The organism is Kribbella sp. NPDC050281, assembly GCF_040655855.1.
Classification (GTDB): Bacteria; Actinomycetota; Actinomycetes; order Propionibacteriales; family Kribbellaceae; genus Kribbella.
Map to the genome: position 1 here is coordinate 33,535 of NZ_JBFAKS010000014.1, position 13,761 is coordinate 47,295.

Sequence of the window (13,761 nt, forward strand, 5' to 3'; positions counted from 1 at the left end):
CCCATGGGAACATATGTTCGATAATGCTGTAGACTCGTCCGATGGCGGGGCAAGGTGTTGTTGGGCCGACGGCGTTACGGATGATGCTGGGCAGTCATCTGCGGCGTCTGCGAGAGCGGGCTGGGGTGAGCCGGTCCGATGCCGGGTGGACGATCCGGGCGTCGGAGTCGAAGATCAGCCGGCTCGAGCTCGGCCGCGTCGGGTTCAAGGAGCGCGACGTCGAGGACCTGCTCAGCCTGTACGGCGTCACCGAGGCGCGCGAGCGGGAGCGGCTCCTGGAGCTGGCGCGGGAGGCGAACAACCGCGGCTGGTGGCACCGGTACGGCGACGTCACGCCGGACTGGTTCGACGCGTATCTCGGCCTCGAGGCGGCGGCGGAACTGATCAGGACCTATGAGATCCAGTTCGTCCCCGGGTTGCTCCAGACAGCCGACTACGCCCGCGCCGTCGCTCGTCTGACGCCCGGCAACGCGCGGGCGGACGAGGAGATCGAGCGGATCGTCGCTCTTCGCACCCGGCGCCAGCGTGTCCTGGACCGTGAGCCACCGTTGAAGCTCTGGGCCGTCATCGAGGAGTCGGTCCTGCTCCGCCCGATCGGTGGTCGCGATGTCCTCCGCGACCAGCTCGACTCCCTCCGCGAGGCATCGCGTCGGCCCAACGTCACGCTCCAGATCGTCCCGCTCCGCAGTCCCGGCCACGCGGCAACCGGTGGCGCGTTTACCCTGCTGCGTTTCCCCCAGCACGACCTGCCCGACATCGTCTACCTGGAGCACCTCACCAGCGCGCTCTACCTGGACAAACGCGACGACGTCGAGACCTACACCCAGACCCTGGACCTGCTGGCCGCGACCAACCCCGCACCCCAGCAGACCGAGCAACTCCTCACCGAGCTGCTCGATCGGATGGCCGGCTGATCAGTCGGGCTCGCGCTCGGAGTCGGTCTCAGGGTCGGTCTCGGTCTCAGGCTCTGTCCCGGCCTTGGTGAGCAGGTTGGACTGCGGCTCGCCCTGGGAGAACTCAGGGTGGTGGAAGTCGAAGGCGGGGCTGTCCGAGCGGATGCGTGGCAGCCGCTCGAAGTTGTGCCGCGGCGGCGGAGAACTGGTCGCCCACTCCAGCGAACGTCCCCAACCCCACGGGTCGTCGACACCGACCAGAGGTGTGCGGCGGGACCGATAGACGTTGTAGAGGAACGGCAACGTCGAGGCGCCAAGGAGGAACGCACCGACACTGGAGACCTGGTTCAGCGTGGTGAAGCCCTCGTTCGCGCCGTACGTCGCGTAGCGGCGCGCCATGCCTTCCACACCGAGCCAGTGCTGGACCAGGAAGGTCGTGTGGAAACCGATGAACAGCAACCAGAAGTGCAGCTTCCCGAGCCGCTCGTTCAGCATCCGGCCGGTCATCTTCGGCCACCAGAAGTAGAACCCGGCGAACATCGCGAACACCACGGTCCCGAACACCACGTAGTGGAAGTGCGCCACCACGAAGTAGCTGTCGTTGAGCTGATAGTCCAGCGGCGGCGAGGCCAGGATGATCCCGGTCAGACCGCCGAACAGGAACGTCACCAGGAAGCCGACGCTCCACAGCATCGGCGTGTCGAACGACACCGACCCGCCCCAGATCGTGCCTATCCAGTTGAAGAACTTCACCCCGGTAGGCACCGCGATCAAGAACGTCATGAACGAGAAGAACGGCAGATTCACGCCACCGGTCACGAACATGTGGTGGGCCCACACCGCGATCGACAGCGCGCCGATCGCCATCGTCGCCGCGACCAGACCGATGTAGCCGAAGACCGGCTTGCGGCTGAACACCGGCAGGATCTCGGTGATGATGCCGAAGAACGGCAACGCGATGATGTACACCTCTGGATGCCCGAAGAACCAGAACAGGTGCTGCCACAGCAGCGCACCGCCGTTCCCGGCGTCGTACACATGGGCTCCGAGTAGTCGATCCGCCTCCAGCATCAGCAACGCGGCGGCCAGGATCGGGAACGCGATCAGCACGAGGATCGACGTGACCAGGATGTTCCAGCAGAAGATCGGCATCCGGAACATCGTCATCCCCGGTGCCCGCATGGTGATGATCGTGGTGACGAAGTTGACGCCACCCAGGATCGTGCCGAGGCCGGCCATCCACAGGCCCATCACCCACAGGTCACCGCCGACACCGGGCGAACGAACGCCGTTCGAGAGCGGCGCGTACGCCGTCCAGCCGAAGTCGGCCGCGCCACCGGGAGTCGCGAACGCGCCAAGTGTGATCAGGCCGCCGAACAGGAACAGCCAGTAGCTGAACATGTTCAGCCGCGGGAACGCGACGTCGGGAGCACCGATCTGCACCGGCATGATCACGTTGGCGAAGCCGACGAAGAGTGGTGTCGCGAACAGCAGCAGCATGATCGTGCCGTGCATGGTGAAGAGCTGGTTGTAGACCTCTTCGTCCACGATCTGCAGGCCCGGCTCGGCCAGCTCGGCGCGGATGATCATCGCCATCAGCCCGGCGATCAGGAAGAACGCGAACGAGGTGACCAGATACAACTGACCGATCACTTTGTGATCGGTCGTCGACAGCAGCCGTCCGATCACCTGCCCCAAAGGCCGCCGCGCCGGCGCCACTCCCACCGACGGGCCAGTACGTTCAGTGATGCCGGTCTGTTCGCTGACGCTCGCCATTCGACCTCCCGTGACGCCCACCACGCCACCCACTGTCCGTTCGATTAGACACCCGCTCGGGCCCAGGGCGACAGAGGCGGGCCCACCTCAGCGTGGCGGGCCCGCCGTCAGGACGGCGCGTACGTCGGCCAAGCGCAGGGTGGACGGGTCGAAGTCGGTGAGGCACCAGGTGGCAGCGGCGTACGGCGCAGGGTCGGTCCTGGGAGGTAGCGAGATGACGATGTCGTAGTCCGTGAGGTCGCCACAGATGGACTCGAGGAGCGCGACGGACTCGGCCAGTTGGTCCGGCGAGGTCAGGTTGACCGGGAAGTATCCGTCGTAGCGTGCGGCCCGGCGGAGCGGTCTGAGTTTGCCCGGGAATCCGCCGACCCAGAGGGGGATGCGGCCCGCGGTCGGGCGAGGCAGGAAGCTGACCGAGTCGACGGTGTAGTGCGTGCCGTGATGCGACACCGGGTCACCGGTCCACCCGGCGGTCAGGATCTCCAAGGCCTCGTCGAGTTGCTCGGCGCGGATCCGGTCGTCGACCTCGTCACCCGACCGGGAGAACTCCCCCGCGAACCGGTCACTGCCGAGTCCGACGCCGAGCGTGAGCCGCCCACCCGACAGTACGTCGAGCGTGGTTGCCTCCCGCAATAGTTTCACCGGTCGCCTGCGCGCGACCGGTGTCACCATCGGTCCGAGCCGCAGCCGGTCGGTCACGGCAGCCATCGCGGCCATCGTGATCCACGGATCCGCCACCGACGACACCGGTGCCCGCCACCACAGCTGGTCCCAGACGAACATCCCGTCCCAGCCGGCCTCCTCCGCCTCGACCGCCAGGCGCGCCACCACGCGCGGGTCGGCGAGTTCGTCGAAGAGCGGAACCCACAACGCGAAGCGCATCATCGGCTCCCGGTGTGAGACGCGACCGCGTCGACGAACTCGTCCCACCGCGGCGCCGGTACTCCGTGGCCGACGTCCGGCAGAACCACCAGCCGGCCGTTGGGAACGGCGTCCCGGATGGCTTCGCCGTGTGCCAACGGGAACACGGGATCCAGCCCGCCGTGCACCACGAGCACCGGCATCGTCAGGTCGCCGAACCCACCGTTCACCGGACCGTCGAACGACATCGCGTAGTGGTTGGTCAGCGAAGCCTCGAAGTCCCGCGCCCGCGCCATGTCCCGCCGTACCAGGTCCCGGGCCGCGGCCTCGTCGAAGTGCCCGAGGTACTCCGCCTCCATCGACCGTACGACGTACTCCTCGACCGAGGCCGGGTCGGTGAAGTCGGGTGGATCGAGGTGCGGCATCGACCCGGACGGGGGCGGCAGGTCGTCGGCTCCCGTGGACGTGGACACGAACGTCAGCGATGCCACCCTCGACGGATGGTCGACGCCGATCACGAGCGCCGTGCCGCCGGACATCGACTGCCCGACCACGTGCGCCTGATCGATACCCAAGGCCTCCAACAGCCCGGCTGCGTCGGCGGCGAGGTCGCGCATCGAGTACCCGGGCCGGCCGACCGGGTACGACGTCGACAGGCCGGTGTCACGCTGGTCGTAGCGGATCACGTACCGCCCACGGTCGGCGAGCTTCCTGCACAGTCCGCTCTCCCACCAGAGCATGGACGCGGATCCCCCATGGATCAGCAACACCGCCGGGTCGGCCGGATCACCGAAGGTCTCCGCACACAGTTCGACACCGTTGACCGGGTACAGCTTCTCCGAGGTACTCATGTCCCCGACCGTAAGTCGCGGTCGACCATCCCGAAAAACGATTCTTCTCGATCAAACCGATCGCCGCCGCCGATAGACCCGGGCCTGCCGCCAGAGCGCGGCGGCCCGGTTCGCTATCGCCGCAGGCCGCGTGCCGATATCAGCAGTTTTGGATCGCTCGATACATAACGTGCTATCTTTGACGCCATGGCCAGGCCGAGGACGTTCGACGAGGAGCGCGCTGTCGATGCCGCGATGAAGGTGTTCTGGATCTTCGGGTACGACGGCACCTCGACCCAGGACCTGTGCGAGGCGACCGGGCTCGGCCGGAGCAGCATCTACAACACCTTTCACAGCAAGCGCGATCTCTTCGACCGGGCGCTCCGGCACTACATGGAGGACCGGACCGGCGGTCAGCTCGAGGTTATCGAGAGTGACCTGCCGATCAGAGAGCGCGTTCGCCGCATTCTCTGGGACGCGGTCGAGCCGGATCCCACCGATCCGGCCGGTTGCCTGGTCGTGAACACACTGGTCGACCTTGCGCCCAACGATCCCGAGATTGCCGCAGCACTTGAGCGCGACCACGCCACCCGGCTGGCTGCGCTGACCACGGCGATCCGTAGCACGCAGGCGGCGGGCGAGATCGCCGGCCAGGATGCCGCTGGTCTCGCGGAGTACGTGTTCGTCGTGCTCAGCGGGCTGCGAGTCGCCGCCCGCGGTGGCGCGACACGCGATGCCCAGGAAGCAGTCGTCGCGGCCGCACTCCGCGCCTTCTGAACAACCTCCGTCCGCGGTCACCGCTGCCCGCGTTTTGCACTGCTTGATCCAATACGAGAGGAATCCATGCCGCTCGCGGTCTATGTGCTCGGTCTGGCGATCTTCGCCCAGGGCACGTCCGAACTCATGCTTGCTGGTCTCCTGCCTGAGATCGCCGGCGACCTGAACGTGTCCATCCCGGCTGCCGGCCTGCTGATCTCGGCCTTCGCTGTCGGCATGCTGGTCGGCGCACCGATCCTGGCCGTCGTCACCTTGCGGTGGACACGGCGTACTGCGCTGCTGGCCTTCCTGGCTGTCTTCGCCCTCACTCACGTCGTCGGCGCACTGGCGCCGAGCTACGGCATGCTCGTCGCCACACGCATCGTCGGTGCCTTCGTGTACGCCGGTTTCTGGGCGGTCGCCGCGGTGACAGCCATCGGCCTGGCCGGGCCGGAGGCGCGCGGCAGGGCGATGAGCATTGTCGCCGGCGGACTCACGATCGCCACCATCGTCGGCCTGCCCGCAGGTACCGTCATCGGCCAGCACCTCGGCTGGCGAGGCGCGTTCTGGACCGTCGCCGTTCTGTCCGCGCTGGCCATGATCGGCGTCGTCGCCACCGTTCCGGGCGGGCGCTCCGCCACTACCCCTGATCTTCGCGCCGAACTGCGCGCGATGATCAACCCCAAGCTATGGCTCGCCTATGGCACGACGGCGATGTCCACGGCGGCGTACCTGGTGATCTTCAGCTACCTCGCTCCCCTGCTCACCGAGTCCACCGGCCTCACCGAAGGCTGGGTCCCGGTCGTGCTCGCGTTGTACGGCGTTGGTGCGCTGGCCGGCATCACCATCGGCGGCCGGACGGCGGATGCACGACCCTTCACGACTCTGCATGTCGGCATCGGTGGCGGGATCGCGGCATCCATCGTCCTTGCCCTCGGCACCGGTACGCCGTGGATCGCGGTCGTGGCGATCGTGCTCGTCGGGGCCTTCGGCTTCGCGAACAACCCCGCGATCAACACCCGGGTCTTCGGCCTGGCCGGGTCGGCGCCGACGCTGGCGGCCGCCTTCAACATCTCGGCGTTCAATGTCGGCATCACCATCGGACCATGGCTCGGCGGCCTGGCCATCGACGCCAACGCCGGCTACCCCTCCGTCGCCTGGATCGGCGCGATCCTGGGTCTCGTTGCCCTGGGCACCGTTCTGCCGGCCGCCGTACGTACTCGTCCAGGACGAGATCGCGCGGAGGTGTGGTCACCCGCCCGATCCTGGGTACGCGACTAGCTGCGCGTCTGCTTCTTTGTTCCCGGATCCTTGGCGCGTCAGCAGACGGCTGTTGACAGCGACGCCGGCCAGCAACGGCAGCAGGCCCGTGAAGGTCCAGATCAGGCCGGCAGCAGCCGCGATCCAGCCCACGACCGCCGGCCCGATGAGGACTCCGGCGTAGGTGAAGGTGGTCAGTCGCGACACCGCGGTCGCGGCGGCAGTCCCGCCCTCGCGACCGACAGCGCTGAAGATCAGCGGTAGCAGGACCGATCCACCGAGACCGACCAGTCCGAATCCGGCGATCGACATCCACCACAGGGGTACGGCGACCACCACGGCCAATCCGATCACGGCCACCGATGCGGCGATCCGGAACACGGCTGCGGCGCCGTACCGCTCGGTCAGACGGTCACCGATCAGGCGGCCCGCGGCCTGGCATGCCGTGTACGCCGTGAAGGCGAGGCCGGCGGTGGCCAGGTCGGCACCGCGTGATTCGTGCAGCAGCACTCCACTCCAACTGATCACGGCTGCCTCGCCGATCATCACGACAAAGCCCATCGCGCCGAGGATCAGCACCGGGCGGGTCCATCCCGACTTCCAGCCGGTCCGCTGCTCGCCGTTCGACGTACCCGATCGGTCTGCCTCGGACGGAAGGAGATTGCGGGTCGCCAGTTGACCGGCGATCAGCAGTACGGCGGCGACCACGAGAAACTGTGCACCGATGCCGACACCGGCGCGGGTGACCGCGGCGCTGACGAGGGACGCGAGTACGGCGCTCACGCTCCAAGCGGCGTGACAACCGTTCAGGATCGGCTTCTCGCGAAGGCGCTCGACCGCAACCGCATGAGCGTTCATCGAGACGTCGACCGCGCCATGCACGAGACCCATGAGCAGTACGGCGATGCCGAGCTGCACCGGGTTACGGGCCAGACCGACGCCTGCCAGCAGGATGGGGAGTGCGGCCAGGCCGACCTGGATCAGCCGGCGGCTACCGGAGCGCGCGACCAGGCTCCCCACGAACTGCATCGAGACCAGCGCGGCCGCGCCGAAGAGCGTCAGGATGATGCCCAACTGGCTCTCGCTGAGCTGGTGCTCGACCTTGATCGACGGGATCCGGGCCAGATAGCTCGACACCAGACATCCGTTCACGAAGAACACTGCGGTCACCGACCAGCGGGCTCGATCTGTCGCGTTCATGACGACCTCCTCGAGCGCGCCCGATGCGCGCTCTCGGACCGGACGTCGGAGCAGGTCGGAGGATGTTGCCGCTTCGGTGCGGCGGGTCGGATGCAGGCCGGGACAGTGCCGCGCTCTAGGATCTCGTGGTGACTGATCTTGATCTGTTCGGGGACCTGGACACGGCGGCGCTACCGGAGCGGCAACAGCGGATCCTGGTGGTGATCCGGGACTGGGTGATGCGGCACGGGTACTCCCCCAGCACCCGCCAGATCGGTGACGCGGTCGGCCTGCGCTCCACCTCCTCGGTGTCGAAGCACCTGGGCGCTCTCGAGGACAAGGGGTTCCTGCGCCGCAGCCCGTCGGTCTCCCGGCCGATCGACGTACGGATGTTCCTGCAGGACTCGCCGTCGCGGCAGTCGGGCGAGGACTCGGTGCCGGTGCCGGTGGTCGGTGACATCGCCGCCGGTACGCCGATCGCCGCGGTCGAGCACGTGGACGACGTACTGCAGTTGCCGCGCGGACTCACCGGCCGCGGGAACGTGTTCGGCCTGCGGGTCCGCGGCGAGTCGATGATCGACGCCGCGATCTGCGACGGCGACATCGTGGTCGTCCGGCAGCAGTCCGAGGCGCACTCGGGCCAGATCGTCGCCGCGATGATCGACGAGGAGGCGACCGTGAAGGTCTATCGCCGCCGCAACGGCCACGTCTACCTCGAGCCGCGCAACCCGGCGTACGAGGTCATCGACGGCGACAACGCGGTCGTCCTCGGCATCGTGGTCTCGGTCCTGCGCAGCGTCTGAGGCGTCACTCGTCCAGCAACTGGCCGAACAGGCGGACGGCCAGGTCCTCGGCTTCCCGCTGGTTGATGATCTGCCCGGGAACCCGCGGATGCGCGGTCGTCCAGGCCTCGGCCGCGGCGCGGGTCGCGAAGAAGTTGAGGTAGTCGCAACAGCAGTCGGCGGACGGGCCACCGCCGGGATCGGCGCCGATGAAGACGACTGCGCCGGCGGGATCCCAGTGGGCGGAGTCCGCTCGGCGGACGACCGTGATGTCACTCCCATCGGTGGGGTCGGTGGAGTGGATCACGGTGTCCTGGCCCAGCATCGGCGCGATGCCGAGGGCGTCGACCGCGCACATCGCGTACACGTCGACCTGGTCGGCGATCCGGACGCGATGCCTCGTCGGGGTGGCCGAGAACGGGTAGGCGACGGCGATCTCCCCGTCCGATGTCAGCCGGATCGCATCGAGCTCATGCAGCGCCCTGAGGACCTCCGTCGTACCACCCAAAGGCGGAGCACCGGTGGTCGCGAAGGCGCGAAGAACCTCGCGGCGTGTTGCTCGCGTGACAGCATCCAGAGGTACGGCGCGCCGCCGCCACGTGCTGAGGATCTCGGTGGCGGGCGCGCCGGACGAGCTGATTGCCTCGCGCAACTGCTTGGTCGACGGGACGGAGAGACGGCAGGCCAGGCTTGGCGTTGCTCCCATCGCGAACGGGTTCTGACCGTCGATGAGTAGCGTCGGTGAGCCTGCCATACCGGAGCGCTCCGCGTCCGCGGGCGACTCGATCATCCGGGTGCTGATCGGAAGGTCGGTGACCTGCGCGAGACGCTCGAGCAGCGGCAGCAGGTTCGGGCAGTCCGGGACGTGCAGGACCTCCAGCCTCACCGCTCCGCCTCTGGTCCGAGCGCCTCCAGCAACAGACAGCTGCGGTCAGCCCGTGGCAGGTCGCAGGTCGCGATCAGTGCCGCGAGCGAATCGTGCATCCGCTGGAGATCCCGGATCCGGGCCGCCAGATCCTCGCGCCGGTGCTCGGCCAGCGCTCGCGCCGCGTCACACCCGACCGGGCCGCCGGCGTCCAGGTCGAGCAATTCCTCCACCTCGTCGAGGCTGAAGCCGAGTTCCTGGGCGCGCTTCACGAACCTCAGCAGCTCCAGCGCCGAGGTTGGGTAGTCACGGTAACCACCAGCCGTCCGCGGTGGCTTGTCGAGTAGCCCACGCCGTTCGTAGTACCGCAGCGTCTCGACGTTCACCCCGACCTGGCCGGCCAGCTCTCCTGTCCGCATGCTTCCATCCTGAACCCTGGACCCAGGTCCGAGGTCAACCTCGCTCCGTCGAGCTGATGCTCGCCCGGGCTTGACGCTTCACCCCGAACAGCACCGACACCCCAGGTAGGACCGACAGCGCCCACGCGAGTGCGGCGGCCAGCACAAATGCGGTTGGCAGCAGTACGGCGTACTTCGTCCACAGGTTCGCGTTCCAGCCGACGACGTAGTACGCGACCGCGAGAATGATCGGCTGGTGAACGATGAAGAACGGCATCGCCGCCCGTGCGACCGGTGCCGGCAGCGGCCGCTGGAACGCGGGCGCCCGCATGCCGAAGCCGAGCACCGCCGACAGCCAGCCCCACACCGCGAAGGTGATCAGCGTCGAGTACCAGACGTAGACCCACGAATAGCTCGGGTCCTCCCACCAGCCGTCGAGGAAGTCGATGATCCCGGTCGCCACCCCGAGCAGGAACGCTCCGAGTCCGAGCACCAGCGCGGGTACGGCGTCTCGTCGTACGGCGGACATCAGCCGGTCGTCCGACATCACCAGACACCCGACCACGAAGAAGTCGAAGAAGAACACGAACTCGCCCCAGCCGTGCTCCGGCCCGGGGGCGGCGAGCAGCACGAGATGCACCGGCACCAGCGGAGCGGCCAGCAGCAGGATCCGTCCGCGCCGCTCGCACCGCCGCGCGATCCAGTCGACCATCCGCCGGCCCTGCGCGCCACGCAACCAGAGGAACACCGGCAGACCGAGCAGCGCGAACTGCAGCAGGTAGATCAGGAACCACAGGTGATAGGTGTCCCGCAGCCACAACGGTGCGTGCCCACTCAGGTCGCTGAAGAAAGTCTTCACATCCCCGAAGAACCACGCATCGGACCGACCCTTGTGGTGCTCCTCGATGAAGTACTGCGGTGGCGACAACAGCACGTACGCAACCACGAACGGCACCAGCAACCGCAGCACTCGCTCACGCAGGTAGCCGGCCGCGGTCCGCCACCGCAGGGCGAGCCACGCACCCGCGCCGGACAGCATGAAGAAGAACGCCAGCCCCCACAGCCCCAGGAACGCGATCGCGATCGAGATCCCCTCGCTCGTCTCGGCGTTCTTCACGTGCCAGTCGGCGTCGTCGAACGGCCGCAGCGTGTGGAACACGAACACCCCGAACACGGCCAGCACCCGTAACCAGTCCAGGAAGTGCAGCCGCCCACCCTCGTCACCCATGCGCAAAGAATGGTGCCTGGACCGGGCGGCCGCCACTCGAATGTGGGCCCTCGGTCCCGAAGTCGCGGGCCTTCCGACCCTGCCGCCTGGGGTAGAGCGGCGGCTTCGATGGGAACACTGCTGGGAGGGGAGTCCGATGACAGTCGACCGCGGCCCTGCGACGGCGACCGGACTCGCCGGGCGGTCAGGTCTTCGGCCGCCGCTTGGCGCGTTCGACGGCGTACACGGCGGCCTCGATCCGGCGCTCCATGCCGAGCTTGCGGAGCAGCCCGGACACGTAGTTCTTGACCGTCTTCTCGGCCAGGAGCATGCTCTGCGCGATCTGCCGGTTGGTCTTGCCTTCCGCGATCTCGTCGAGGATGCGGCGCTCCTGATCGGTCAGCGACTGGTACCGCGGGTCGTCCTGCTCGTGCTCGGGATTGCGCAGCCGTTCCAGCACAGCCCTGGTCATCGCGGGATCGAGCAGCGACTCCCCCGCGGCCAGGCGTCGTACCGCTCCGACCAGGTCCGTGCCACTCACCTGCTTGAGCAGGTAGCCGGCGGCACCGGCCATGATCGCGGTGAAGAGGGCCTCGTCGTCGGAGAACGACGTCAGCATCAGGCAGGCCGGTGGTTCCGCCATCGACGAACGGATCTCGCGGCACACGGTGATCCCGTCGCCGTCGGCAAGCCGCACGTCCAGTACGGCGACGTCCGGCTGCAGTGCCGGGATCCGAACGGTCGCCTGGGCCGCCGTCGCCGCCTCCCCGACCACCTCGATATCCGGCTCGTTCTCCAGCAACTGGCGCAGACCCAGCCGGACGACCTCGTGGTCGTCAAGCAGGAACACCGTGATCGCCATCGCACCTCGATCCCCCCAGGCCCGACCGTTCCGCTCAGAGTAGCGCCGCACCACCCCCGGAGGCCGTGATGCAAACCGTACGGCGTTTCGGCCCGGCCGGACGCGCTCTCCTCGAGGACCGCGAATGCCTGCGCCTGCTTCGGACAGTCCCGGTCGGCCGGGTCGTCTTCACTCGCGGCGGTCTGCCGGCGGTGCGGGTGGTGGGGTTCCGGGTCGATGAGGACACCATCGTCTTCGTCGCGGACGACGAGGGAGAGGGAATCCGGGCCGCGCTGCGAGGCGACGTGGTGGCCTTCGAAGCGGATGACCTCGATGCCGACCAGCACGGGGGATGGACCGTGACAGCGGTCGGGCACCTGTCCGTCGTACCTCCGGAAGAGGCACTCGTCCTGGCGCCGTCCGAGCCCGGCCGGCAGCTGATCCGGCTCGGCGTGGAATCACTGAGCGGTCACCGGCTCCTCGTCTAGAGCGGCGTGCCGCCCTTACCGTGGTGGCCGTGGGTCGGAAACCGAGTGGGGCCTGGGACGACGGTGCACTGGACCGGATTCTCGCTGCGGCGTGCGCGCTGGCCGGGGCCGGCCACGGCGTGCTGAGCGTGTTCGGCCAGGACGGCACCGGGATCGTCCATCGCAGCGTCCTGGGCGACGCCGCGCCGGCATGGCGCTCCATCGACGTACCCATCCATGGCCGGGACGGAATCGTGGGCAGCCTCTCGTTGAGCGGCGGGACCGAATTCAGCTCAGACGACGAGCGGGCCGTGAAGACGAGCGCTCTCGCTGCCGGCGTGGTGATCGACAACGTCTGGTGGCATGCCGACACCGAGCGGCGGCGCCGCTGGTACGAGGTGACGGCCGAGATCACCCAGCTGATGCTCGGCGCCTTCGAGCCGCAGGAGGCGCTCCAGCTCATCGCCCGCCGGGCCCGCGAGGTCTCCGGCTCCCGGGTCGGGGTGGTGATTCTGTCCGCCGAGGACGAGTTGATCATCGAGGCGGTCGACGGCCCGGACGAGTTCCAGCGGTACGTCGGCCGGCCGGTCGTCCTCCCCATCCTCTACGAGGTGATGCGTGGCGATCGCCAGGTGCTGATCGACGACATCGTCGACGTCGCGAAGCAGAGCGGGCGGATCGACGAGATCCCCGAGGTCCGATCACTGGGACGGACCGTCATGGCACCGCTGCCGGCCGGCACACATGTGACCGGTGGACTGCTGCTGGTGGCCGCCGAGCGGGGCGCCGTACTCGAGGTCAGCGAAGGGACCGACCTGGTCCGGATGTTCGCCAGTCAGGCCACCCTCGCCCTCGACCGGGCGCAGGCTCAGCGCGATCAGTCGATGATCGCAGTCCTGTCGGACCGCGACCGGATCGCCCGGGACCTGCACGATCTGGTCATCCAACGTTTGTTTGCCACCGGCCTGCAGTTGCAGGGCATGCAGTCGATGGTGCAGCCCGAGGGACGGGAACGGATCAAGCGAGCGGTCGAGGACATCGATGCGACCATCCGGGACCTGCGGGCCGCGATCTTCGAGCTTCATCACCAGCCGCGCCGGCGGTCGCTGCAGGCCGACGTTCAAACGCTTGTCGCGGAGTACGCCGGTCCGCTCGGATTCCGGCCGGTGCTGACGTGTTCCGGACCGCTCGACCTCGCCGTACCGGCGGCCGCCCGCCCACAGATCCTGGCCGCGATCCGCGAGTCGTTGTCGAACGTCGTCCGGCATGCGCAGGCGTCGGCCGTGTCGGTCGAAGTGACGGTGGCCGAAGGCGAGGTGGTGACGCGGGTCAGCGACGACGGTGTCGGGTTCACGCCCGGGGAGCAGCAGAGCGGACTGCGCAATCTGCGCGAACGAGCCGAGGCCCTGGGTGGTGCCGTACGGCTCGAGAGGAGACAGCCGCACGGCACCATCCTCGAACTCCGCGCCCCTCTTGGCTGAGTTCGATCGGCCGGTGCCGTGCGGCCGATGAGGTCAGGCCGCACGGCAACCGATGCTGGGGACACGCTCCTCCACGCAGCCCCAGCGATTCGGGAATCGACCCCTGACGACTCCCCCGAAACCCAGTCGTCCCGCCGAGCGATTCCCTCTTCCTTCGCCCCCCGG

Annotated in this window: 14 protein-coding genes; 6 read left to right on the forward strand and 8 right to left on the reverse strand. The window is 68.2% G+C overall.

Annotation, left to right across the window (positions count from 1 at the left end):
• Positions 1 to 41 precede the first annotated feature (41 nt).
• A complete protein-coding gene (locus tag AB0I34_RS17080) occupies positions 42 to 914 on the forward strand; it encodes a helix-turn-helix transcriptional regulator (protein WP_360445968.1) in 873 nt (290 codons plus the stop codon).
• Here the strand turns inward: AB0I34_RS17080 and ctaD are convergent, their stop codons facing one another.
• The 3 genes from ctaD to AB0I34_RS17095 all read right to left on the reverse strand — a co-directional run bounded on the left by ctaD (position 915) and on the right by AB0I34_RS17095 (position 4,381).
• Complete coding sequence (ctaD, locus tag AB0I34_RS17085) at positions 915 to 2,669, reverse strand: cytochrome c oxidase subunit I (RefSeq protein WP_360445970.1); 1,755 nt, start codon at positions 2,667 to 2,669, stop codon at positions 915 to 917.
• An 87-nt stretch (positions 2,670 to 2,756) separates the two neighbouring features.
• Positions 2,757 to 3,551, reverse strand: coding sequence for an LLM class flavin-dependent oxidoreductase (locus AB0I34_RS17090; protein WP_360445972.1), 795 nt, complete (start codon positions 3,549 to 3,551; stop codon positions 2,757 to 2,759).
• Entirely contained in the window at positions 3,551 to 4,381 is an 831-nt protein-coding gene (locus tag AB0I34_RS17095) for an alpha/beta hydrolase (protein WP_360445974.1), read from the reverse strand. The genes AB0I34_RS17090 and AB0I34_RS17095 overlap by 1 nt, the downstream gene beginning before the upstream one ends.
• A gap of 186 nt (positions 4,382 to 4,567) precedes the next feature.
• Between AB0I34_RS17095 and AB0I34_RS17100 the strand changes: the two genes are divergently transcribed.
• Positions 4,568 to 5,137, forward strand: coding sequence for a TetR/AcrR family transcriptional regulator (locus tag AB0I34_RS17100; protein WP_360445976.1), 570 nt, complete (start codon positions 4,568 to 4,570; stop codon positions 5,135 to 5,137).
• Positions 5,138 to 5,203: 66 nt separating this feature from the next.
• Positions 5,204 to 6,397 carry a Cmx/CmrA family chloramphenicol efflux MFS transporter gene (locus AB0I34_RS17105; RefSeq protein ID WP_360445978.1) on the forward strand — a complete coding sequence of 398 codons (1,194 nt, stop codon included), beginning with the start codon at positions 5,204 to 5,206 and terminating at the stop codon, positions 6,395 to 6,397.
• Here AB0I34_RS17105 and AB0I34_RS17110 read toward each other — a convergent pair.
• Entirely contained in the window at positions 6,368 to 7,576 is a 1,209-nt protein-coding gene (locus AB0I34_RS17110) for an MFS transporter (protein ID WP_360445979.1), read from the reverse strand. The genes AB0I34_RS17105 and AB0I34_RS17110 overlap by 30 nt on opposite strands.
• Positions 7,577 to 7,704: 128 nt before the next feature.
• Between AB0I34_RS17110 and lexA the strand changes: the two genes are divergently transcribed.
• The gene (gene lexA, locus AB0I34_RS17115; protein WP_360445981.1) at positions 7,705 to 8,358 is read left to right on the forward strand and encodes a transcriptional repressor LexA; all 654 of its coding nucleotides are present in this window, start codon (positions 7,705 to 7,707) and stop codon (positions 8,356 to 8,358) included.
• 4 nt (positions 8,359 to 8,362) lie between these two features.
• Here lexA and AB0I34_RS17120 read toward each other — a convergent pair whose 3' ends face one another.
• From AB0I34_RS17120 to AB0I34_RS17135, 4 genes are all read right to left on the reverse strand, one after another.
• Positions 8,363 to 9,223, reverse strand: a complete 861-nt coding sequence (locus AB0I34_RS17120) for an alkylmercury lyase family protein (RefSeq protein WP_360445982.1) — start codon at positions 9,221 to 9,223, stop codon at positions 8,363 to 8,365.
• Positions 9,220 to 9,621: a MerR family transcriptional regulator gene (locus AB0I34_RS17125; RefSeq protein ID WP_360445984.1), complete on the reverse strand. Its 402-nt coding sequence runs from the start codon at positions 9,619 to 9,621 to the stop codon at positions 9,220 to 9,222. The genes AB0I34_RS17120 and AB0I34_RS17125 overlap by 4 nt, the downstream gene beginning before the upstream one ends.
• Positions 9,622 to 9,655: 34 nt before the next feature.
• Positions 9,656 to 10,828 (reverse strand): acyltransferase family protein, encoded by a 1,173-nt coding sequence (locus AB0I34_RS17130; protein WP_360445986.1) that lies wholly within the window; start codon positions 10,826 to 10,828, stop codon positions 9,656 to 9,658.
• 184 nt (positions 10,829 to 11,012) lie between these two features.
• The gene (locus tag AB0I34_RS17135) at positions 11,013 to 11,669 is read right to left on the reverse strand and encodes a response regulator transcription factor (RefSeq protein ID WP_360445988.1); all 657 of its coding nucleotides are present in this window, start codon (positions 11,667 to 11,669) and stop codon (positions 11,013 to 11,015) included.
• A 68-nt stretch (positions 11,670 to 11,737) separates the two neighbouring features.
• Here AB0I34_RS17135 and AB0I34_RS17140 point away from each other — a divergent pair, with 68 nt between their 5' ends.
• Positions 11,738 to 12,136: a pyridoxamine 5'-phosphate oxidase family protein gene (locus AB0I34_RS17140; protein WP_360445990.1), complete on the forward strand. Its 399-nt coding sequence runs from the start codon at positions 11,738 to 11,740 to the stop codon at positions 12,134 to 12,136.
• Between the two features lie 29 nt (positions 12,137 to 12,165).
• Entirely contained in the window at positions 12,166 to 13,596 is a 1,431-nt protein-coding gene (locus AB0I34_RS17145; protein ID WP_360445992.1) for a histidine kinase, read from the forward strand.
• Positions 13,597 to 13,761 lie beyond the last annotated feature (165 nt).

What these genes read in the sequence shown, in the direction of transcription:
- AB0I34_RS17135 (WP_360445988.1), bottom strand. Translation starts at nt 11,669, where the DNA reads ATGGCGATCACGGTGTTCCTGCTTGACGACCACGAGGTCGTCCGGCTG.
- AB0I34_RS17125 (WP_360445984.1), bottom strand. Translation starts at nt 9,621, where the DNA reads ATGCGGACAGGAGAGCTGGCCGGCCAGGTCGGGGTGAACGTCGAGACG.
- AB0I34_RS17130 (WP_360445986.1), bottom strand. Translation starts at nt 10,828, where the DNA reads ATGGGTGACGAGGGTGGGCGGCTGCACTTCCTGGACTGGTTACGGGTG.
- AB0I34_RS17105 (WP_360445978.1), top strand. Translation starts at nt 5,204, where the DNA reads ATGCCGCTCGCGGTCTATGTGCTCGGTCTGGCGATCTTCGCCCAGGGC.
- ctaD (WP_360445970.1), bottom strand. Translation starts at nt 2,669, where the DNA reads ATGGCGAGCGTCAGCGAACAGACCGGCATCACTGAACGTACTGGCCCG.
- AB0I34_RS17140 (WP_360445990.1), top strand. Translation starts at nt 11,738, where the DNA reads ATGCAAACCGTACGGCGTTTCGGCCCGGCCGGACGCGCTCTCCTCGAG.
- AB0I34_RS17095 (WP_360445974.1), bottom strand. Translation starts at nt 4,381, where the DNA reads ATGAGTACCTCGGAGAAGCTGTACCCGGTCAACGGTGTCGAACTGTGT.
- AB0I34_RS17100 (WP_360445976.1), top strand. Translation starts at nt 4,568, where the DNA reads ATGGCCAGGCCGAGGACGTTCGACGAGGAGCGCGCTGTCGATGCCGCG.
- AB0I34_RS17110 (WP_360445979.1), bottom strand. Translation starts at nt 7,576, where the DNA reads ATGAACGCGACAGATCGAGCCCGCTGGTCGGTGACCGCAGTGTTCTTC.
- AB0I34_RS17090 (WP_360445972.1), bottom strand. Translation starts at nt 3,551, where the DNA reads ATGCGCTTCGCGTTGTGGGTTCCGCTCTTCGACGAACTCGCCGACCCG.
- AB0I34_RS17080 (WP_360445968.1), top strand. Translation starts at nt 42, where the DNA reads ATGGCGGGGCAAGGTGTTGTTGGGCCGACGGCGTTACGGATGATGCTG.